Below are 21472 nucleotides of genomic sequence, written 5' to 3'. Positions count from 1 at the left end.
CGGCGAAGGAGGACGCGTGGACACGGACTTGGACGTGGCACCGGAGGTGACACGGGACGACGAACGTGACGAGTCGATGCACGCGTTGCTGCTCCGGTTGGCCGGCTCGCTGCCGGACCGGGTGCTGACCGACGCGCGGGACGCGCTGGCCGCCGGCCGGCGGCTGGACGTCGTACAGGCGGTCGCCTTCGAGGCGGTCTCCCAGCCGCTGCAACTGGACGCCGACGAGATCGCGGCGCTGCGCGAGGAACTGGTGCTCAGCGGCGGCGACCTCGACCTCGGTCTGGCGCTGGAGGAACTGCGCGGGGAACGCCCGCCGGCACCGTGGCAGTTCCTGTCCGACCTGCCGACCACGCAGGAAGAGCTGGCCTCGATGGTGCTCCCGCAGGACCGCACCGCCGACCCGGTCGACCTCCTCGACCCGATCGACCGGGCGTTGCTGGCCGCGGCGTCGGCGATCCCGACGGTACGCGCGGTGTGGCGGGCGTGGCGGATGCCGTCCACCGCCCGGCCCTGGCAGGACCCGGTACGGGTGGTCGTGGTCAGCGTCGACGGCGCCATGGACTCCCTTCCCGCCGCCAGCGCCCAGCTACGACAGGTCATGGTCGAGGCCGGGGACGACGAGGCCCAGGTCGAGGTCTGCTGGGCCGGGCTGGGCGCGCCGTACTACCAGACCCTCGCTCGCTCCTGCGGTGCCCTGCTGTGGGCGGCGCGGCTGGCCGCGCCGGTGACCACCGCCCGGCTCTTCGACGGCGTCGATCCGGTACGCGGCCCGTGGTTCGCCACCAACCGGCCGGTGGTCTCCGACGGCACGGAACGCGACGAACTGCTCGCCGCGCTGCGCGCCGGGGTGGTCATCGCGTGGAGCAGCGCCGCGATGCCCGACATCCTGGACCCGGACCGGGGCGACGTGGTACCGATGCACCTGCGCACCGACGGGACCTGGCTGTGGAGCGAGGCGGTCGGTTACTACCTGGAGAACTACGGCCTAGCGCCGGATCCGCAGTTGGTCACGCACCTGGCCGGGGGCGAGCCCGCCGAGCCGCTGGACGAGATCTCCGTGCACCGTGCCCTGGTGCACCTGTGCCGTCCCGACGCCGAGGCGGTCGTCTGGCAGGCACCCGGTGCCGACGACGACCCGCTAGCACCGGCCGACGCTCCCTCGTCCGACATCCTGTCGCCCGACGGCGTGACACCGGCCCACCTGGAGCTGCCCGACGCGGCGCCCGAGGCGAGGCCGGACGCCGGTGCGCTCCGGCCGGTGTCGCCGTGACCGAAATGCTGGCCCTGCGGCACCGGGGACCCCTGCCGTCGTCCTGGAAGGTGTCGCAGCCGGCCCAGGGCGTACCGGTCGGAAAGCACGTGGCGCGGTACCTGCGACAGGCGTCGCAGGCGGTGGGCGCCGCCGTCGCGCGCATCCTGCCGGACGCCGGTGCGCGGGTGCCGGTGCTCGATCCGGGGCCGTGGGAGGCACCGGGATCGGTCACCCCTGGCCCGGCGGGTTGGTTCGCGCTCGCGGTCGAGGCCGGCCGGTCCGGTTTCCGGCTGGACGGCCGGCCGGTGGCCGCCGCCGACCTGGCCCAGACGATCTGGCACTGCCCCCGCTGGCGGGGTCGGCCGGTGCTGCTGGTCACCCGGCGGCCCGCGTCGGTCGACGGGACCGGGCCGGTGCTGCACCAGCTCGCGGTCGGCCTGGGGGCCCCGGTCTACGCCTCGGACGCCGGCATCCGCTTCACCTTCGGGCGCGCCTCCACGAACGGGCTGTTCTGGTGCTGGCGCCCGGGCGGCGGGGACGAACCAGAGCCGGCAGGTCACGTCCTGCCTCCGCTGGGGCCGGTACGCGTCCGCCCCGCCCCGACCGGCCGGGTGCCCGGCCGCGACCAGCAGCCGCCGTCCCCGGTGCCGTCGCCCGCGACCACCGGTCCAGGGACCGCCCCGTCGCCGGTCGACCCGGCGGACGCCCCGTCACCCGCTGCGGCACCGGAATCCGGGACCGATCTGCCCTCGCCGGCGGTGTTCGAGGTGCAGAGCCTGGCGCTTCCGGTGATCGAGCTGCCCCGGCCCGACCTCGGCGTCCAGCGCCTGGTGTTGCCCGAATTCGACGTGCCCCGGCTGGAGCTGGACACCCGCCGGCCGCTGATCGCGGACCCGGATGCCGCCACCCCGACCACGTCCGCCCCGGCTGCGGTTACGCCGGACACCACGGACGCTCCGGTGACCGCCCCGGCCAGCACGGAGGCGCCCGCGGTCGGCCCGGACACCACGCAAACCCGGACAACCGGCCAGGAGGCCGCCGATGCCCCGGCGCACGGCGCGGCCGTCGGTCCGCCGGCGTCACCCGCCAACCGGGGGGCGGCGTGGTTCGGGGTACGGGCCCGCACCGACGAGGCGGACCGGGAGCGGCTGCGTACCGTGCTGGGCTGGAAGTTCCAGGCCCACTCCCGGACGGTGGCCCGGGCGCTGTCGCTGCATCCGGGGCTGCGCAGCGCGGTCGGCGCGCACGACGTGATGGCCGGGCTGGTCACGGTGCTGGCTCTGCTCGACGGGGTGGGCGAGCGGGTCAACGGCGCGCTGCGCGGTGGAGGTACGCCCGACGAGGACGTCCAGTTGCTGGCCCGGTGTGCCTGCGCCGGGCTGGAGCAGTTGCCGGCCGTCGGGGGACCCGTCTTCGCCGCGCCACCCGCCGGCTTGGACGTCACCCGGTACCGCCCCGGGGAACTGCTGGTGGAGCCGGCGTTCACCACGGTGTCGTGCCACGGCGGCACCGAGGGCGACGCGGGCCGGTACGCGATCTGGTCGGCCACCGCGCGGCGGCTGGACCAACTGGGTATCGCGGACGGGGCGGGCGTACGGGCCGGGCGGGCCATGTTCGCCGCCGGTTCCCGCTTCGCGGTGCTCGGCGTCGACGAGGGGCCGGACGGCTCGCCGTACGTACTGCTGCGGGAGGTCGTCTCCGGGCACCGCGACGTCGGGCTCGACGAGCGGGTGGCCGGCAAGCTGCGCGACGCGCTCGCCGCCCAGCCGCAGCGCGCGGCGCCCGCGCCGCTGCCGTGGCCGCTCGGCTTCGCGGCCGGCGACCGCCCGTTCGCCATCGAACCCGGGCCGGGCGGCGCGTGATGTACGAGGAGACGGTCCCCGGCCTCCTCCGGTCCGGCCCCGGCGGCCCGCCCCACGCCGGCACCATTCCCGGCGGCAACACCCCCGGCGGCGACAGTCAGCAAGGAGCGAACCCGTGACCACCAGCGTGCTGTCGGTGTCGGCCAGGGACACCGGATGCCTCACCGACATCTCCCGGGCCCTGGAGTCGGCGGCGCCCGGCGACACCGTCGCGGTACGCCCCGGCGTGTACCGCGAGGCGCCGCTGTTCCGCCGGAACGTCGTCCTGGTCGCCGAGGACGGACCGGGCACCGTCACCATCGAGGTGCCCCCGGGCGGGGTCATCCTGGCCGCCGGGGGCGAGATCCTAATCCAGGACATCGCCATCCGTGGCGGCGACGAGCGGATGCCGCTGCTCCAGGTGGCGGCCGGCCGGGTCCGCCTGGAGGCGTGCACCGTCGACGCCACGGCGGCGGCCGCGATCCACGTACGCGGTGGCACCGTGGAGATGCGTGGCGGCGCGATCGGCAATTCCGGCGGGGCGGGTGTCGTCCACGAGGCCGGCGCGGGCGAGTACACCCGCGTGCGCGTGAACGGCGTCGCCAAGTGCGCGATCATGACGGCCGGGTCGAGCGCCCCGGTGTTCCGGGACTGCACGTTCACCGGGGTCGCGGAGGCGGCGCTCCTGGCCGTGGGCGCCAGCGCCCCGCGCCTGGAGGACTGCCGCATCGACGAGGTCGGTCAGTACGCCGTCGTCGCGCAGCAGGCCGCTCGGCCGCACCTGACCGGGACCACGGTGTCCGGTGGAGAGGTCGGGCTGCTCGTCAGCGACCGGGCGGCCCCGGTGCTGGAACGCTGCGAGATCCGGGACGCCCGGGTGCACGCCGTGGTGACCATGGCGCAGGCGTCGCCCGCGCTGTCCGACACGCGCCTCACCCGGGCCCGGGGCCACGGCCTCGACTGCCGGGACACCTCTGCGCCGACGCTCACCAACTGTGAGGTGCGCGAGTGCGGCGCGGCCGGGGTGGTGGTCAACGGCACGGCGACGCCGCACCTCACCGGCGGTGCCGTGGCGGACTGCGCGGACGCTGGAGTGTTCCTGACCGGCCGGTCGAAGGCGCGGCTGGACGGGGTCGGGGTACGCGACGTCCCCATCGGCGTGGCGATCGAGCAGGAAGCCGAACCGCAACTGCACAGCCTGACCATCGAGGGCGTCCGGTACGGCCTGCACGCGACCGGCGGAGCCGGCCGGTTCTCCAACGGCCAGGTCACCGGGGCACGGACCGCCGGGGCGAAGCTCGCCGACAGCGCGACCACCGTGCTGTCCAACTCCCGGATCACCGGCTGCCGGGTCGGCGTGGAGGTGGCCGGGAACGCCCGGCCCACGCTGTCCTCGATGGCCGTGGAGGAGTCGGGCGGGGCGGGCGTGCTGACCGGCGGCCGCAGCGCGGCCACCCTGTCCCGCAGCCGGATCAGCGGCAGTCGCGGCCCGGGGATCCGAGCCGGCGCCGGCAGCACCGTCACCGCGACGGACTGCGAGATCGTCGGCAACCAGGGGCCGGGTGTCGTGGTGGAGACCGATGCGCCGGTGCGGCTTCACGGCGGGGTGGTACGCGGCAACGGCGGCGTCGCCGTGGACGCGCCGAGCCCGACCGCCGCGGTCGAACTGCTCAACGTGGACACCGGCCACAACGGACGCCCGATCTCCCTCCCGCCGCCCGGGGCCGGTCGGCCGGACGCGCCGGCGGCCGGCGATGCGCCGAAGTCCGCTCCCACCCCGACCGGAGGCACCGAGTCGGACGTCACCCCGTCCGGGAAACCGCCCCGTGCCCACCCGTCGGGCCCCGCGCCGTCCGACGTCGGGTCACCCGCTCCGGCGGTGCCCGCCGGCGGTGGTCCCGGCGCCGGCACGCCGGGCAGCGCGCCGGGCGGCGGCGGGGAGGCGGACGGTCCGGTGGCCGCGCTGCTGCGCGAACTGGACGGGCTGGTCGGCCTGGCCGGCGTCAAACACGAGGTGGCCACCCTGGTCGGGCTCAACCAGATCGCCAAGCGTCGCCGGGAGGCCGGGCTGCACGTACCGCCCATGTCCCGGCACCTGGTCTTCGCCGGGCCGCCCGGCACCGGCAAGACCACCGTGGCCCGCATCTTCGCCCGGATCCTGGCCACCCTCGGGGTGCTCTCCAGCGGGCAACTGGTCGAGGTGTCTCGCAGCGACCTGGTCGCCGAGCACGTCGGCGGCACCGCGGTGAAGACCACGGCCCGGTTCGAGGAGGCCCTGGGTGGGGTGCTGTTCATCGACGAGGCGTACACGCTCTCGGCCGGTGGGGGCGGCGGCCACGACTTCGGCCGGGAGGCCATCGACACCCTGGTCAAGCTGATGGAGGACCACCGGGACGAGGTGGTCGTGGTGGTCGCCGGCTACACCCCGAACATGCGTACCTTCCTGGCCGCCAACCCGGGCCTGGAGTCCCGCTTCGCCCGCACCATCCAGTTCGACAGCTACGCCGACGACGAACTGGCCGAGATCGTCGAGCGGCTCTGCCGCGCCCACCACTACGCGCTGGAGTACGAGACCCGGCAGGCCCTGGTGCGCCACTTCAGCGACATGCCCCGCAACGAGACCTTCGGCAACGCCCGGGTGGCCCGGCAGGTCTTCGAGGACATGCTGGGGCGTCAGGCGTACCGGCTGTCGAACAACCCGCAGGCCCCGGATCTCGAACTGGCCCGGCTGCTGCCGGAGGACCTGGGCGAACCGGCGGCCGCGCCGTCGGCGGCGGCCGGCGTGGCGCAGGCCGTCCAGGACCTGCTCGGCAAGCTGAACGCGATGGTCGGCCTGGACGCGGTCAAGCGCGAGGTGAGCGACGTCATCGACCTGATCGCCTCCACCGAGGCCCGGACCCGGGCCGGCCTGCCCGCGCCGACGATCTCCCGGCACCTGGTCTTCGCCGGGGCGCCCGGCACCGGCAAGACCAGCGTGGCCCGACTGTACGGGCAACTGCTCAACGCGATGGGTGTGCTACGCACCGGGCAGCTCGTCGAGGTTTCCCGGGCCGACCTGGTCGGCGAGTACGTCGGGCACACCGCCGTCAAGACCACCGACGTGTTCAACCGGGCGCGCGGCGGCGTGCTCTTCGTCGACGAGGCGTACGCGCTGGCCGGCCAGGGCAACGACTTCGGTCGGGAGGCCATCGACACGCTGGTGAAGCTGATGGAGGACCATCGGGACGACATCGTGGTGATCGTGGCCGGGTACACCGGGGACATGCGCCGGTTCCTGGCCAACAACGTGGGCCTAGCCTCCCGGTTCAGCCGGCAGGTCCCGTTCGAGTCGTACACCGCCTCGGAACTGGTGTCCATCGTGCAGACGCTGGCCCGGGACAGCGGCTTCGACTTCAGCAACGACTGCCTTTCGGTGCTGTCGGAGCACTTCGACAGCCTGACCCGGGACGAGAGCTTCGGTAACGGCCGGTACGCCCGCCAACTGCTCGAACGCACCATCACCAAGCAGGCCAACCGGTTGCGCGGCACCGCCGCGCCGACCGTCGACGACATGCGCCAGTTGTTCGCCGCCGACGTGCGGGCAGCCCTGGCCGCCTGACCCGCCTCCGTGGCGACGAGAGAAGGTGCCCGAAAGATGTCGGCAGTGAGTATGAGCGGTACGTGGCAGATCACCGTGGTAAGCAAGGAGTCCCTCTTCGCGCAGCGGCTGGTGTTCTCCGGCGACGTCCAGAAGACGCTCGAACTGGGGGCCGGGATGTCGGCGTCGGCGAGCGGGCGGCGCTGGCGGCTGCGGTTCGAACACAACCGTGGGGACGGCGTCTGGCGGCCGAACGTCTCGGTGGAGGCGGGGGCCATCGTCCGGTGCGGCAACGAGTTCCAGCGGTTGATCGCGACGAAGGACGTGTTCTGGACCGGTGACCGTGCACACGACGACCTGAAGCTGCTGCTCACCCGGCCGGCGTCGGGGGGTGCGCCGGAGGAGGGCGTGGGCGGGGTGCCCTTCGCCGTCGGCGTCGACCTGCAGGGGATGCCGGACATGCCGGTGCTCCCGGCGATGGACAGCGCGGAGGCGCCGCCGGAGAGGCTGCGGTCGTACGGCCGGCCGGGGTCGGCGGGAACGCCCCTGCGGAGACGGTCGTTCTGACCGCCGCCGCCCCCGGCTCGCCCCAGCCGGCGGGCGGCGTATCGCGGTGCGGAAAGTATCGATCCCGGTACCGGTCAACTCTTTCCGGCTCGCAGCCGTGTAACGGATGTGAGCACCAGACCTTTCCGGCGGCCGGCCCGCCGCAACGGACCCGAGCTACCGCACGGCGAGATCACCCTGCAGGAGCCCCCGGTCGTCCCGGAGGTCCAGCCCGCCGGGTTCCGCTCGCTCGGGATGATCCTGCCGAGCCTGCTGATGACCGGCGGGTTCATGTTCATGATGATGAGCAACTCGCTCAGAGGCCCGATGGGCATGGTCATGCTGGTCATGATGGGCGGCGGCATGCTGGCCATGGCCGTGTTCCAGATGACGATGACCGGCGGCAACCGCAAGCAGCAGATCAACGGCGACCGGCGCGACTACTTCCGCTACCTGTCCCAGACCAGGGCGCAGGTCCGGCAGTACGCGGCGGAACAGCGGGACGCGCTGGCCTGGCGGCACCCCGACCCGGAGTCGCTGTGGTCGCTGGCGATGACCAGCCGGCTGTGGGAGCGCCGGCCGACGCATCCGGACTTCGGCGAGATCCGGGTCGGCACCGGCGCCCAGCGGCTCGCGGTGCGGATGACCCCGCTGGACACCAAGCCGGTGGAGGACCTGGAACCGGTGTGCGCCAAGGCGTTGCGCCGGTTCATCAAGGCGTACACGACCGTGCCCGACCAGCCCGTCGCGCTGTGCCTGCCCGGCTTCGCGCACGTGCGGATCAGTGGCGACCGGGACGTGGCGCGGGGCATGGTGCGCGCCATGCTCGCCCAGTTGGCCACCTTCCACGCCCCGGACGAGCTGCGGCTGGCCCTCTGCGTCGGCGCCGAGCAGGCCGAACAGTGGGAGTGGGCCAAGTGGCTGCCGCACGCCAAGCACGCCACCGACGTAGACGTGGCCGGGCCGGTACGGCTGTTCGGCACCACCCTGGAAGAGGTGGAGCGGCTGCTGGGTGCGGAGTTCGCGGGCCGCTCCCGGTACGACGGCGACGCCCAGCCCTCCCGCGAGGAACCGTTCGTCGTGGTGGTCTGCGACGGCGGCGTCATTCCGCCGGGCGCCCGGCTGACCGTCTCCGGGTACCGCAACGCCGTCCTCGTCGACTTCGACGGCCGTGGCCTCGCCGACGGCGACAACGTGCTCAACCTGGAGGTGTCCGCCACCGACGTGGACATGATCGAGAAGGACCACGTGGGCCGGGAGGTGCGTACCCGGCTCGCCGCCCCCGACCACCTGGACCTGCCCCGGTTGCGGACGCTGGCCCGGATCATGGCCCGGCACGCCACCAAGGTCACCGGCGAGCAGCCGGCCAGCGGGCTCAGCGCCGTCCTCGACCTGCCCGACCTGCTGGACATCCCCGACCTGGACACCTTCGACCCACGCGCCCGGTGGGAGTCCCGCTCGCCCGCCGACCGGCTGCGGGTGCCCATCGGGGTGGCCGCCGACGGATCCCCGATCGAGCTGGACATCAAGGAGTCCGCCGAGGGCGGGATGGGGCCGCACGGCATGCTCATCGGCGCCACCGGGTCGGGCAAGAGCGAGCTGCTGCGCACCCTGGTCCTGGCCCTGGCGGCCACCCACTCCTCGGAGACCCTCAACTTCGTGCTGGTGGACTTCAAGGGCGGCGCCACCTTCGTCGGGCTGGACCGGCTGCCGCACGTCTCCGCGCTCATCACCAACCTGGCCGACGAGGCCGCGCTGGTCGACCGGATGCAGACCACCCTGCAGGGGGAACTGGTACGCCGGCAGGAACTGCTGCGCAGCGCCGGCAACTTCACCTCCGCCCGCGACTACGAGAAGGCCCGGGCCCAGGGTGCCGAACTCGACCCGCTGCCCACCCTGTTCGTGGTGGTGGACGAGTTCAGCGAGCTGATCGCGGCCAACCCCGAGTTCATCCAGCTGTTCGTGATGATCGGTCGGCTCGGCCGTTCGCTCGCGGTGCACCTGCTGCTGGCCTCGCAGCGCCTGGAGGACGGGCGCATCCACCAGTTGGAGGGCCACCTGTCGTACCGGATCGGGCTGCGGACCTTCTCCGCGATGGAGTCGCGGGCGGTCATCGGCGTACCCGACGCGTACGAGCTGCCGGGCGATCCGGGCAACGGATACCTGCGCTCCAGCGTCACCAGCATCACCCGGTTCCGGGCCGCGTACGTGTCCGGCCCGCACCGGGTACGCCGCACCGGGCTGCACCGCGAGGTGATCGCCAGCCAGGTGGTCGCGTTCACCGCCGGGGCCGCCGCGCCCGCCGTCCCGGCGCCGCGCCCGCCCTCGGACCTGGCATCGGACGAGCCGACCGACACCGGCACCACCGTGCTGCACGCGCTGGTGGACCGGCTGGTCGACCAGGGTCCGCCGGCGCACCAGGTGTGGATGTCGCCGCTGGAGGACGCGCCGACCCTGGACGACGTGCTGCCGCCGCTGTTGCCCGACCCCGAGCACGGGCTGCGTCCGATCGACGCCGGCCAGCAGGGGTACCTGCGGGTGCCGGTCGGTCTCATCGACAAGCCGTTCGAGCAGATGCGCGACCTGCTCGTGGTGGACCTGTCCGGGGTCGGTGGGCACGTGGGCGTGGCCGGCGGACCGCAGAGCGGCAAGAGCACGCTGCTGCGGTCGCTGGTGTGCGGGCTGGCCCTGACCCACTCGCCGCGACAGGTGCAGTTCTACTGCCTCGACTTCGGCGGCGGCTCGCTGGCCGGGTTGGCCGGCCTGCCGCACATCGGCGGGGTCGCCGGCCGGCACGAAGCGGAGCGGGTGGGCCGCACGGTGGCCGAGGTCCGCTCGATCCTCGTCGAGCGGGAACGGCGCTGCGCGGAGCTGGGCATCCACGGCCGGGACGCCTACCGGCAGGCGCAGGCCGACGGGCGCATCCCGGAGGACCGGTTCGGCGACGTGTTCCTGGTCGTGGACGGGTGGTTCGTGCTGCGCCAGGAGTTCGAACCGGCCGAGGAGATGGCCCGGGACATCGCGGCCCGTGGCCTGAACTACGGGGTGCACGTGATGATCTCCATGGGCCGCTGGTCGGAGCTGCACATGTCGATGCGGGACAAGATCGGGACCCGTCTCGAACTGCGCCTGGGCGACCCGGTGGAGTCCGGGATCGACCTGCGCGCGGCGGCCCAGGTGCCCCGCCACCCGGGGCACGGGCTGACCGACGCGAAGCTGCACTTCCTCGGCGCGCTGCCGCGCATCGACGGCGTCCAGTCGGCCGAGGGGCTCGCCGCGGCCACCGAGCACCTGGTGTCCGCGGTGGCGGACAACTGGGCCGGGGAACGCGCCGCCGCGGTACGCACCCTGCCGGCCTCGCTGCCGATGGCCGAGCTGCCGGCGCCGCAGGACGCCCGCGTCGCGCTCGGCGTGGACGAGGACCAGCTCGCGCCGGTGTGGCACGACTTCCGGGCGATGCCGCACCTGACCGTGCTGGGGGACACCGAGAGCGGCAAGACGAACCTGCTGCGCCTCATCGCCCACGCGATCGTCGCCAGCCACACCCCGGCCCAGGCGCGCATCATGGCCGTCGACTACCGGCGGCAGCTCTTCGACGACGTACCGGCCGCCTACCGGCTCGGCTACTCGGTCTCGCCGGACAGCACCCGGGACACCGCCGCCGAGGCGCTGGCCGGCCTCCGGCCACGGATTCCCGGCCCCGACATCACCCCTGAGCAGCTACGCGCCCGCGACTGGTGGACCGGCCCCGCACTGTACGTCCTGGTCGACGACTACGAACTGCTCGCCGGGCACGAGAACCCGTTGGCCAACCTGATCCCGTTGCTGCCCCAGGGCGGCGACATCGGCCTGCACGTGGTCGTCGCGCGGGCGGCGGCCGGGGCGATGCGGCTGTCGATGGACCCGCTGCTGCGGCGCATCCAGGAACTGAACACCCCGGACGTGGCGCTGTCCTGCCCGCCGACGGAAGGCCCGCTGCTGGGCAACATCAAACCGCGCCCGCTGCCCCCGGGCCGGGCGCTGCTGTGCACCCGGCGCGGCGGCCGGCTGATCCAGACTGCACTGGCACCCGCGCCCGTGGTGCCCACCGGGGCCGGCCGATGACCCGCACCGCCACCCGCCGGCGCCGTACGCCCACCCCACCGGCCCGCGCTGCCGCGCCAGCCGAGCCCGCTGCCTCGGCTGAGCCGTGTGCGTCGGCCGAGCCCGCTGAGGCCGCCGACCACGCTGCGGCGTACGCGGCGGCCGAGCCGGCCGATCCCGCTTCGGGGTACGCGGCGGCCGAGGAGATGGCGCGGCGGCTGCGCGCCCTGGCCTGCCTGCCCGGACCGTCCGCCGCGCCGACCGCCTGGCCCTGCGACACCGGGCTGCTGGACTGGCTGCGCCGGATGACCTACCCCGCCCTGTACACCTGGGCGGCCGAGGAGAACCTGGCGCGCCGCTGGATCGGCGGCGACGTCTTCGGCTCCCGCCGGCTGGCACCGGCACCGGATTTCCTCGCCGGCACCGACGTACGCCGGCTCGCCCCGCACCTGGTCGCGCCGCTGTTGCGGCGGGTGAGCATGACGCGTCCCGCCCCCAGCGCCGCCGACCTGGAGCCGGCGGCCCTCGCCGCCGACGCCGGCCGGGTCAGCACGTTCCGGCGCGACGGGGCCGCCCGGCTCTGGGGCCAACCGGAGCACACGCCACCACTTCCCGACACCACCACCATCCCGCACATCGTGCACGGCATCTGGCTCGGCCGGCCGCTGCCCGCGTCGAACGGCTTCTGGACCAACTACGGCGCGGCGGCCGACAGCTACGCCGGCCAGGTCGACTTCGTGCTGTGGACGGACATCCCGCGGGCCCGCTTCGACGCGGCCCGCGCCACCCCGCCCGCACCGGCCGGTCAACCCGATCCACTGGCCCCGGTACGTGCCCTGCTGACCTGGGCCGACGCCCACGGCATCCACCTGGTGAGTGTGGCCGAACTGTTCCACGCGAACGCGCCGATGACCCTGCACAGCCCGTACGCCCTGGAGCTGAACCGGGGGCTGCCGCAGGGTTTCGCGGCGGCCAGCGACCATCTGCGGGTCGAGGTGGTGCACCGCTTCGGCGGCCTGTACGCCGACGGTGACCTGCACTTCCTTCCCGACGCCGCGCTTTCGCCGGACGAGCCGGCCGACAGCCCGGCGGGTCAGGGTGCCGAGGGCCCGCCGGGCGGTGGGTACCGGCTGTTCCGTGGCCGGTGGCACGGGCCGCCGGAGGCCGACGGGCCGGCCCGGTTGCCGGAGCTGTTCGACCGGGTCGCCGCGTCGACGCACGGGTTCACGCTGCACGCGCTCACCGACGAGATCGTCCTCAACGACGTCGTCCTGGCCCCGGCGGGGCATCCCGCGCTGGCGTTGTGGCTGGAGGGCGCGCGGTACAACTACCTGCGCGACCCGCGCGACCTGTACGCCGCCGACGCCCCCCAACCGGCCGGCTCGGACGCGCCGGCCGGGTCGGATCCACCGCCCACCTCGGACCCGCGAGCCGGATCCGACCCGCCGGTCGCGGCGGCGTCGGGGTGGCGGGGGGAGCCGGCCTCCTGGACCTGGGCGGTCACCGCCATGCGTACCGGGCGGGTGCACCACTGGCTGCTGGCCCGGCTGGGCATCGGCGCGGCCGACCTGGTCAAGCCGGCGCCGGCGGTACGCGGGCACAGCGAGCTGAGCTGGCTGCCGCCGGTCGACGGCCAACCGCCGGTCGCCTGCCCCGACCCGGACCCGCTGCCGACCCTGGTCGCCTGCGTGGACCTGCTGCGCTGGCAGCACCTGTCGCGCTCCGGGGACCTGTGCCTCACCACGGTCGCTCCACTGGTACGCGGGCTGCCCGAGCCGGACACCGCGTGGACCGCGCTGCTGCTCGCGTTCGGGCACCTCTCCACCGACCTCGGCCCGGTCACGTCGGTCACCGACCGGCGACGAAACCAGGACCAGACCCTCGACGTGGTGGTACTGCCGCCCGAGGCGGAGGCGCTGCTGGATCGTGCCGCGACACCGGCCACCTGGTTCGGTTCCGGTGCCCACTCCGGCGATGCGGAAGGAGCCGGACCGCAGGCCGCCGGCCGGGAGTACTGGTTCCTCGGCGAGCGCACGGTCCCGGCCCGGCTGCTGCCCGCCGGGCCGGGACTGGTCCGGCCGGAAGGGCGATGAGGCCGCCGGGTGCCCAACCGATCCGCCGCCGTGGCCCGATCCACCAGGCGGACGCGGCACACCCGACCACATCATCCACCTTCCGCCGGCAGCGCGCCGGATGACGAACAAGGAGAGTCATGGCAGAGACACAGGCCGGATACGCCGTGCCCGGCATCAAACTGGACTCGATCGTCGCCGACGAGGCGACCATCACCGGCATGGTCATGGCGTTCGCTCAGGCCCAGACCGAGGCCAGGAACAGCCACTCGAACGTCGTGGCCGCGAACCAGGCGCTGACCGCCTCGTGGGCGAGCGACGCGGCCGCGCCGAAGTTCCAGCAGGCCGTCAACAACTGGCTGGCCGGCTTCCAGAAGGTCCAGCAGGGCCTGAACATGCTCAACCTGAACATGCAGCAGTACGCGCGACTGACCACCACGACCGAAGACGACAGCGCCATGCAGGCCGGCAGTTGGGCCACGCCGTCCAGCGGCGAACAGCCTCTTCCCGGCCAACTCAGGAGCGGCATGGTTGTCCAGAAGCCGATCGCCCCACTCGGACGGGTCGAAGGTGAGTGACCGTCAATTGCCGCAACCGGGCGCTCGGGCTGTTGCAGGGTCCCGGTCCGGGTGCTGCCCGCCGCCCGCAGGCAGCACCCGGGGCGGACAAAAACTTCGTGAACTCCGGTGACCGCGCAGGCGTGTTCGGGATATGAGCGCCGAGCGCGGGGAACTCTGCCGACTGCTGGTCGTCGGACCGACCAGCCAGGTCGACGTGAGTCTGCCCACCCACATCCCGTTGGCCGACATGATGCCGGCCCTGCTGAGCTCGCTGGGACCGGACCTCGCCGATCGCGGGCTGGAGCACAGCGGCTGGATCGTGCAGCGGCTGGGCGGACCGGCCCTCGACGAGTCGAGCACCGTCGGTGATCTCGACCTGCTCGACGGCGAGGTCGTGCACGTACGTCCGCGTACCGACCAGATTCCGCCGCTGGCCTACGACGACCTCGTCGACGGCGTCTCGGCGGGTATCCGCAAGCGGTCCGGGCTGTGGCATCCGCAGACCACGCGGGTCACCGCCCTGCTGCTGTTCGCCGCATGGCTGACCGCCTGGCTGGCCGCCGCCCGGATGTGGCCGGCCGCGTCCCGGAACCCGGTGCTGCTCGCGGCGATGGCGGCGATGTGCTTCGTCGCGGGCTTCGCAGTGGTACGCAAGCTCGCCGACCGGGCCACGGCCGGCATCCTGGGGGCCGCCTGTGTGGTCGGTACGGTGGTCGCCGCGCTGGACGCGGTCGCCGGTGCCCCCGTACCCCGGCTGATTCTCGTGGGTGCCACCGCCGGCACCGTCGCCGCGTTGCTGGTGGCCGCGTTCGTCTTCCCGCGCACCGGCTGGCGGCCGGTCACCATCGGCCTGCTGGCGGCATGGCTGCTGGTCGTCGCCGCGCTCGCACTGCACACCAGGGCCACGCTGGACTGGACCACGATCGCCGCGATCACGGTCGTCGTCACCACGGCGCTGCGCCCGGCGGTACCGTCGGCCGCCTTCAAGCTCGCCGGGTTCGCCCTGCCGGAGATGCCCGTCGAACCGGCGGACCTGCAGAAGGACATCGACCCGGAGCCGGCCGCCGGGGTGCTCACCCGGGCCGCCGCCGCCGACCAGTTCATGACCGCCCTGTACGCGGCACTCGGACTGGTCTCCGGCGCCGCGATGGTGTGGCTGGCGGCGGCACCCGGCTGGGCCGCACCGCTGGCCGCCTGGCTGGCCGCCGTCGCCCAGATCCTGGTCACCCGCCCGATGACGAGCACCTGGCACCGGATCGCGCTGGCCGGCCCGGCGTTGGTCGCCATGGCGACCTGGTGCCTGACCGCGCCCACGGACCGGAGTCCGCTCGCCGCCCAACTGGCCATCGGCTGCTGCCTGGTTCTGGCGGTGGCGTGCGGGGTGGCCGCGCGGATCCCGGTCGGCCGGCGGTTCAACCCGATCTGGGGACGGATGGGCGACCTGGCGCACACCGCGATGGTGGCCGCCCTGGGACCGACCGTCGTGGTCATCACCGGCCTGATCGACGTGATCCGGGCGCGGGTGGGCTGACATGTCGTCGCGTCGAGACCAGGTGGACGCCCAGCGGTACATGATGACCCGGGTGACCGGTGCGCTGGTGCGGGCCGAGCCGGAGACCGCCGAGTCACCGACCCGCCGGGACCGCACCGGCACGATCGTCGGTCTCGTGCTCGGGATCCTGGTGCTGGGCGTGGTCGCGATCTGGGCGCTGATGCCGGGATCGGGCTCGACCAGCTGGCAGCAGCCGCGGATGCTGGTGGTGGACTCCGCGACCGGGGCGCGGTACGTGCTGGTCGACGGCCGGCTGCGCCTGGTCAACGACGTGGCGACGGCCACCCTGCTGGCCGGCGGTCGACTCACCCCGGTCACCGTGTCCTCGTCCAAACTCGCCAAGGTGCCGCAGGGCCCGGCGGTGGGTACCCCGGCTGGGCCGCAGGTGCTGCCCGCGGCCAACCGGGTCAACCAGGGCGTGTGGCGGGCCTGTAGCCGGGACACCGGCGGGATCGTCCTGGACGTCGACGTGCCGGCGGCCCCCGATCCGCTCGGCGACGGGCAGGCGCTGCCGGTCACCGCGGACGGGAAGACCTACCTGCTGTGGGGCGGGCGGCGGCTGCTCCTTCCCCAGCCGTGGATGGCCGACGTGCTGGGGCTGGGGCTGCTGGTTCCCGTACCGGTGGCGACCGCCTGGCTGGAGTCGATCCCGCTGGGCGGCACGGTCGGCCCGCCGAAGGTGGCCGGGGCCGGCGGCGCCGGGCCGAGGGTGGCCGGCCGGTCGACCTCGATCGGCCAGATGTTCGCCGTGGACATGGGCAACGGCACGGTCGGCCACTACCTGATGACCGCCGACGGGCTGGCCCCGCTGACCACGACCGAGTACCGGCTTCAGCGGGCTACGCCGGGCGCGGCCAGGGAGACCGCCATCACCGCGGCCGATCTGGTCGCCGCCGGCCAGCGCAGCCCGGTGCGGCCGCTGACCACGCTGCCGGCCAACCCGCCAATGCCACCGTCCGTACCGGAGGACGCCGTGGCCTGCGTCGAGTACGCGGGGCAGGCCGACGAGAGACCCACGGTCGTCCTGGTCAGCGGGACCGGCATGCCGACCGGCGGCAGCGGCGGGAAGACCGCCGTGACGGTGCGGGTGCCGTCGGGCGGGGGAGCGCTGCTGATGCCCCCGGCCACCGCCGAGACCGACCGGTGGCGGCAGCAGGGCCTGCTGATCAACGAACGGGGGATCGCCTACCCGATCCTGGGCGGCGACGTCACCACCCTGGGCTACTCCCTCAACCAGACGGTGGTCATGCCCACCGCGCTGGTCGCCATGCTGCCCCCCGGGCCGGCGCTGGTCCGGCCGGAAGGGAGGTGAGGCCGCGGGGTACCCGAACGTCACGCCGCCGTGGCCCGCCCCTCCGGACGGCACGGCAGGCGCGAGCACATGTCCCACCGATCGCAACAACACGACCGATAGAAGACGAGGAGAGTCATGCCAGTCAACCAGCAGGGGATTGTCGCCGATGAGGCGACCATCAAGGGCATGGTCATGGCGTTCGGCCAGGCGCAGGCCGAGGCCAAGAACAGCCAGCAGGCCGTAACGGCCGCCAGCAGCAACCTGTCCGCCCAGTGGCAGAGCGACTCGGCGGCGCCGCGGTTCCTCCAGGCCGTCCAGCAGTGGCTGAACGGGTTCCAGAAGGTCCAGGCGGGCCTGGACATGCTCAACCAGAACATGCAGCAGTACGCGCAACTGACCACCACGACCGAAGACGACAGCGCGATGCGGGCCGGCGGCTGGGCCGCCGGCTGACCGTCGAGCCCTCACCTGTGAAAGCCGGGCCGACGAAACCCGGACCGACGAACGAGAAGGAGGCCGAGAATGGCCAACTACAGCATTAATCCCGCTGCGGTTCAGGCGGTCGCCGACGAGATGGCCAGGGAGACCCGCGAGCTCGACCAGTCGCTGGCGAACCTCCAGACCTCGGTGGCGAGGTTCACCGCAGCCAACAACGGTCAGGCGCCGGAGGCCTACAAGGCCGCCCAGGCGCTGTGGAACCAGGGTCAGCAGGAGATGAGGGCGGCCCTGGCCCTGGGGCAGCAGCGCCTTCAGGAGATCAACGTCAACTACCAGCACGGCGACAACCGGGGCGCGGCCATCTTCAGCTAGTACCCCGCCGAACCTGACCTCGCACGAGGTCGGGACGGCAGTTCCGCCGAGCCGATACCGGGTCAGGCGCGCTGGTCCGCCGCACCGCCGGGTGGACCAGCGCGTCTGACCCACCGCTGTCCACGGACTCGTCCGGACCTCGACCCCGGCCGGGTGCGGACAGCCGAGTCCCGCTGGCCCGTCTCCATCCGAGAGGAAACACGATGAAGAACATCGTCATCAACGAGAGCTACCTGCGGAAGCTGCACGGCACCTACACCAAGCAGGTCGACGAGATCGATCTGATGTACGGCAAGAACTACCCGTACGGCTCTCTGCCGGATTCCACCGTCGACATCACCAAGCAGTTCAAGCTGCGCCTCGGCGGGAAGGGCTTCACCGAGGCGGAGGACCTGACGGGGGCGATCGACGTCGTCCGGGCTGGCCTGGCCAACCGGCTCAAGGGCGCGCGAACCGAGCTCAACAACCTGGAGCACGGCATCAAGTTCCTGCTGGCCGACTCCGACGCCGTCGAGCAGACGAGCACGCTGAGCGCCGAGCAGTTCGAGTACTTCATGCCCAAAGCCGGGGGTTAGTCATGGCGAACACCGCGACGTTCGAGGATGCCCTGGCGAGCATTCTGGGGCTGGTGCTCGGCGGTGGAGAGGGCGGGGAAAAGGCTTCCATCAACGACAACTTCCGACCGCGGACCATCAAGGGCCCCGGTTACTGGCTGATCACCCAGACGAGCACCCTCAAATCAAACGTAATCGGCGGGTGGATGCCGGAGTACAACAAGGACGCGGTCACCTTCTACCGGTGGAAGCAGAAAGGGGTGTACAAACACATCACCCGGGTGACGGTGTGGGTGGGCGTGACCAGCCGGGACGACACCCAGGGGCAGGAGCGCAACACCACCGACCCGGGGAACTCGACCAACCCCGACGGCAACCCGGTCGTCGCGCTCGGCAACGCGTGGGAACGGATGATCGCCGACCTGCCCAAGGTGGCCGGGCCGAACAAGGCGTTCGACCCGGACTCGATCGGGTCGGTCCGCGAGATCCTGGCCAACCTGACCACCCACGCGCTGGGGATCTCGAGCGAGCTGACCGATCAGGTCAAGTCGGTGAACGCCAAGAGCCCCGACTTCAAGGGCTCCGCCGAATCAGCCTGGCGGCACCGGGTGCAGGAGGCGAACAAGTACCTCGCGGACATCATGCCCCAGGCCAAGCAGTGGGACACCTCGCTGGCCCAGGTCGAGCAGGCCATGAGGGACTTCATCACGGCGGTGGCCGACACCTTCGAGAAGTGGTCCTCGATCCACCCGGCCGGCATCTGGCAGCACCCGTACCGGGTCATCGCCCAGATGTTCAACGAGAGCACGCTCGAGTACGGCGACCTGCACGACGGCCAGTCGAACGCCTGGGACCTGGGTCAGCAGTACGCTGAGACCGGGGACGAAGAGGGATCGCAATACCGTGGCACCAAGTTCGGTGGCTCGGACGCGGGTATCGTCACGTGGACGCCGCCCGCGTGGGTGAAGTACCACCCGTTCGACGCGTTCAGCATCCCCGAGTGGAACAAGCTGGACCAGCATCTGCGCCAGATGTGGGCCGACAACGCCCTCAAGACCTTCGAGCCGGCGATACTCGCGGCGAAGAAGTTGGTGTCGGTGTTCGCCGAGGCGCGCAACCCGATGAGCATCACCGACCCGAAGCCGGTGCCACCGAACCCGATGCCCAACGACGTGGGGATGCCCAACGGCGGCTTCGCCAACAACCCGTTCGGGAACATGGGTAACCCCTTCGCCAACTGGGGCGACCCGTTCGCGAACATGGGCAACCCCTTTGCCAATGTGGGTAACCCCTTCGCGAACATGGGCAACCCGTTCGCGAACGTGGGCAATCCGTTCGCGAACGTGGGTAACCCGTTCGCGAACGTGGGAGCCAACTTCGGCAACCAGTTCCCCAACGGCGGCGGCTTGGGCAACCCGTTCGCCAACGGCGGCGGCTTGGGTAACCCGTTCGCCAACGGCACCGGTGGCGGTGCTTTCATGCCCGCCAGCATGATGCCCAACTCGGGCGCCGGTGGTGGTGCGGGTAATCCGTTCGCCAATGGCTTGGGTGGTTCCTTTGGCGGTGGCGCGGAGAATCCGTTCGGTGGTGGCGTCGGCGGCGGCCTTCCCACCGACCTGAAGGTCAAGTCGGGCATGCCGTCCGAGGGTGGTGGTGCGGGTAATCCGTTCGCCAATGGCCTGGGTGGTTCCTTCGGTGGTGGCGCCGGCGGCGACCTTCCCGCCAGCCTGATGCCCAACTCGGGCGCCGGTGGTGGTGCGGGTAATCCGTTCGCCAATGGCTTGGATGGTTCCTTTGGTGGCGGCGCGGAGAATCCGTTCGGTGGTGGCGCCGGCGGCGGCCTTCCCACCGACCTGAAGGTCAAGTCGGGCATGCCGTCCGAGGGCGGTGGCGCGGGCAATCCGTTCGCCAATGGCGGCTTGGATGCTGTGGTTGGCGGCGGTGGCGCGAGCGGCCTTCCCCCCATTCCGGCCCCCAAACCGGTCACCCCGTCTGCCGGCGGTGGCCTGGAGAATCCGTTCACCGGTGGTGGCGCGGGCAGTTCCCTGCCGACCAGCAATCTCGGGCTCAACCGCAAGCCGTCCGGGCCGCAGTCGTTGGGTGACCTGACGCCGTCCCAGTTGGAGCAACTGGACAAGGCCGGGCTGCTGGACGATGTGCCGCTGACGGCTGAGCAGGCGGACTACCTGCGGAAGAACGGTCTGTCGCCGGGCGGTGCGACGAATCTCGGTCAGCTCAGCCCGGATCAGCTCGACGCGTTGGATCGCGGCGGGCTGCTGGACGAGACCCCCCTCACCAACGACCAGCGGGCGAAGCTCGGCCTGAACGGGCCGCAGTCGTTGGGTGACCTGACGCCGTCCCAGTTGCAGAGGCTGGACGGGGCGGGGCTGCTGGACGATGCGCCGCTGACCGCTGAGCAGGCGGACTACCTGCGGAAGAACGGTCTGTCGCCGGGCGGTGCGACGAATCTCGGTCAGCTCAATCCGGATCAGCTCGACGCGCTGCAACGCGGCGGCCTGCTGGACGATGTCCCGCTGTCGCCGGAAGAGCGGGCGAAACTCGGGTTGCCGCCCAACCCGTCGGGGAGTTCCGGCGGGGGTGGATCCGTGCCGGGCCTGAACACGGGCAAGTTGCCGTGGCCCGACACCGGCGGGGGTGGATCCGTGCCGGGCCTGAACACGGGCAAGTTGCCGTGGCCCGACACCGGGCCGTCGGCACCAATAGACCGGAATGCGTTCCCGACCACCGTCGACGGTAAGGACGTGTCGCCGAAGCCGGGTATGACCGGGAGCATCACCGCCCCTCCGGCACTCGGCGACGTCACGAGACCCGGCTCGGCCAGCTTCCCGCACGTTCCCGGGGTGCAGGTCGGCACCGGGGGCCTGTCGGCGGTGCCGGGTGTATCCGGCTCGCCCGGAGCGCTGAACCCGGACAAGCTGGGAGTGCCCGTCGGAGGCCCGGTCGGGGCCAACCTGACCCCAGGTCCAGGTGCCGGCCCTGGTCTCCCGCAGCCCGGCGCGGGCGGTATGCCGGGCGGTGGGATGCCGTTCATGCCCCCGATGATGCCGGGCATGGGTGGCGCACCCCAGCAAGGACAGGACCGTGATCGTCAGCGCAGCACCTGGCTGAAGGAGGACGAGAAGGTCTGGGGTACCGACCCCGACTGCGCGCCCGCGGTGATCGGCCGGCGCGGTCGTGACACCCGGGTCGAGGACGACGAGTTCGGCATGCCGGTCGACGACCGCCCCGGCAGCCAGGACGAACGCCGCCGGTACCGGGGCCGTTGAACACTGTTGCGCCGACGTGAACCCGGTGCCGCAGGTCAGCC

Annotated in this window: 13 protein-coding genes; all 13 read left to right on the top strand. The window is 72.7% G+C overall.

Going from position 1 to position 21472, the window contains the following annotated elements:
- Positions 1 to 16: 16 nt before the first annotated feature.
- A complete protein-coding gene (locus tag GA0074692_RS13295; protein ID WP_091644279.1) occupies positions 17 to 1273 on the top strand; it encodes a hypothetical protein in 1257 nt (418 codons plus the stop codon).
- Complete coding sequence (locus tag GA0074692_RS13290) at positions 1270 to 3117, top strand: hypothetical protein (protein WP_091644275.1); 1848 nt, start codon at positions 1270 to 1272, stop codon at positions 3115 to 3117. Before GA0074692_RS13295 ends, GA0074692_RS13290 begins: the two co-directional genes overlap by 4 nt.
- A 115-nt stretch (positions 3118 to 3232) precedes the next feature.
- Positions 3233 to 6694, top strand: a complete 3462-nt coding sequence (locus tag GA0074692_RS13285) for a right-handed parallel beta-helix repeat-containing protein (protein WP_091644270.1) — start codon at positions 3233 to 3235, stop codon at positions 6692 to 6694.
- Positions 6695 to 6730: 36 nt separating this feature from the next.
- Positions 6731 to 7240 carry a hypothetical protein gene (locus GA0074692_RS13280; RefSeq protein WP_141725271.1) on the top strand — a complete coding sequence of 170 codons (510 nt, stop codon included), beginning with the start codon at positions 6731 to 6733 and terminating at the stop codon, positions 7238 to 7240.
- Positions 7241 to 7348: 108 nt separating this feature from the next.
- Complete coding sequence (gene eccCa, locus GA0074692_RS13275) at positions 7349 to 11323, top strand: type VII secretion protein EccCa (RefSeq protein ID WP_091644265.1); 3975 nt, start codon at positions 7349 to 7351, stop codon at positions 11321 to 11323.
- Positions 11320 to 13395, top strand: coding sequence for a hypothetical protein (locus GA0074692_RS13270; protein WP_141725270.1), 2076 nt, complete (start codon positions 11320 to 11322; stop codon positions 13393 to 13395). The genes eccCa and GA0074692_RS13270 overlap by 4 nt, the downstream gene beginning before the upstream one ends.
- 119 nt (positions 13396 to 13514) lie before the next feature.
- Positions 13515 to 13952: a WXG100 family type VII secretion target gene (locus tag GA0074692_RS13265; RefSeq protein WP_091644259.1), complete on the top strand. Its 438-nt coding sequence runs from the start codon at positions 13515 to 13517 to the stop codon at positions 13950 to 13952.
- Positions 13953 to 14085: 133 nt separating this feature from the next.
- Positions 14086 to 15465, top strand: coding sequence for a type VII secretion integral membrane protein EccD (gene eccD / locus GA0074692_RS13260; RefSeq protein ID WP_091644254.1), 1380 nt, complete (start codon positions 14086 to 14088; stop codon positions 15463 to 15465).
- A 1-nt stretch (position 15466) separates the two neighbouring features.
- Positions 15467 to 16798, top strand: a complete 1332-nt coding sequence (gene eccB / locus GA0074692_RS13255; RefSeq protein WP_091644251.1) for a type VII secretion protein EccB — start codon at positions 15467 to 15469, stop codon at positions 16796 to 16798.
- 117 nt (positions 16799 to 16915) lie between these two features.
- Positions 16916 to 17233, top strand: coding sequence for a WXG100 family type VII secretion target (locus GA0074692_RS13250; RefSeq protein ID WP_091644246.1), 318 nt, complete (start codon positions 16916 to 16918; stop codon positions 17231 to 17233).
- Positions 17234 to 17302: 69 nt separating this feature from the next.
- Positions 17303 to 17590, top strand: a complete 288-nt coding sequence (locus tag GA0074692_RS13245; RefSeq protein ID WP_091644242.1) for a WXG100 family type VII secretion target — start codon at positions 17303 to 17305, stop codon at positions 17588 to 17590.
- 203 nt (positions 17591 to 17793) lie between these two features.
- Entirely contained in the window at positions 17794 to 18165 is a 372-nt protein-coding gene (locus GA0074692_RS13240) for a hypothetical protein (RefSeq protein ID WP_091644239.1), read from the top strand.
- A 2-nt stretch (positions 18166 to 18167) separates the two neighbouring features.
- Positions 18168 to 21431, top strand: a complete 3264-nt coding sequence (locus GA0074692_RS13235) for a hypothetical protein (protein ID WP_091644235.1) — start codon at positions 18168 to 18170, stop codon at positions 21429 to 21431.
- Positions 21432 to 21472: the final 41 nt, after the last annotated feature.

The organism is Micromonospora pallida, from assembly GCF_900090325.1.
In the GTDB taxonomy this organism is placed as follows: Bacteria; Actinomycetota; Actinomycetes; order Mycobacteriales; family Micromonosporaceae; genus Micromonospora; species Micromonospora pallida.
The sequence above is the reverse complement of the archived record's forward strand: the minus strand, read 5'-3'. Positions and strand labels throughout refer to the sequence as shown.

What these genes read in the sequence shown, in the direction of transcription:
- GA0074692_RS13235 (WP_091644235.1), top strand. Translation starts at nt 18,168, where the DNA reads ATGGCGAACACCGCGACGTTCGAGGATGCCCTGGCGAGCATTCTGGGG.
- eccD (WP_091644254.1), top strand. Translation starts at nt 14,086, where the DNA reads ATGAGCGCCGAGCGCGGGGAACTCTGCCGACTGCTGGTCGTCGGACCG.
- eccB (WP_091644251.1), top strand. Translation starts at nt 15,467, where the DNA reads ATGTCGTCGCGTCGAGACCAGGTGGACGCCCAGCGGTACATGATGACC.
- GA0074692_RS13280 (WP_141725271.1), top strand. Translation starts at nt 6,731, where the DNA reads ATGTCGGCAGTGAGTATGAGCGGTACGTGGCAGATCACCGTGGTAAGC.
- GA0074692_RS13270 (WP_141725270.1), top strand. Translation starts at nt 11,320, where the DNA reads ATGACCCGCACCGCCACCCGCCGGCGCCGTACGCCCACCCCACCGGCC.
- GA0074692_RS13240 (WP_091644239.1), top strand. Translation starts at nt 17,794, where the DNA reads ATGAAGAACATCGTCATCAACGAGAGCTACCTGCGGAAGCTGCACGGC.
- GA0074692_RS13250 (WP_091644246.1), top strand. Translation starts at nt 16,916, where the DNA reads ATGCCAGTCAACCAGCAGGGGATTGTCGCCGATGAGGCGACCATCAAG.
- GA0074692_RS13265 (WP_091644259.1), top strand. Translation starts at nt 13,515, where the DNA reads ATGGCAGAGACACAGGCCGGATACGCCGTGCCCGGCATCAAACTGGAC.
- GA0074692_RS13245 (WP_091644242.1), top strand. Translation starts at nt 17,303, where the DNA reads ATGGCCAACTACAGCATTAATCCCGCTGCGGTTCAGGCGGTCGCCGAC.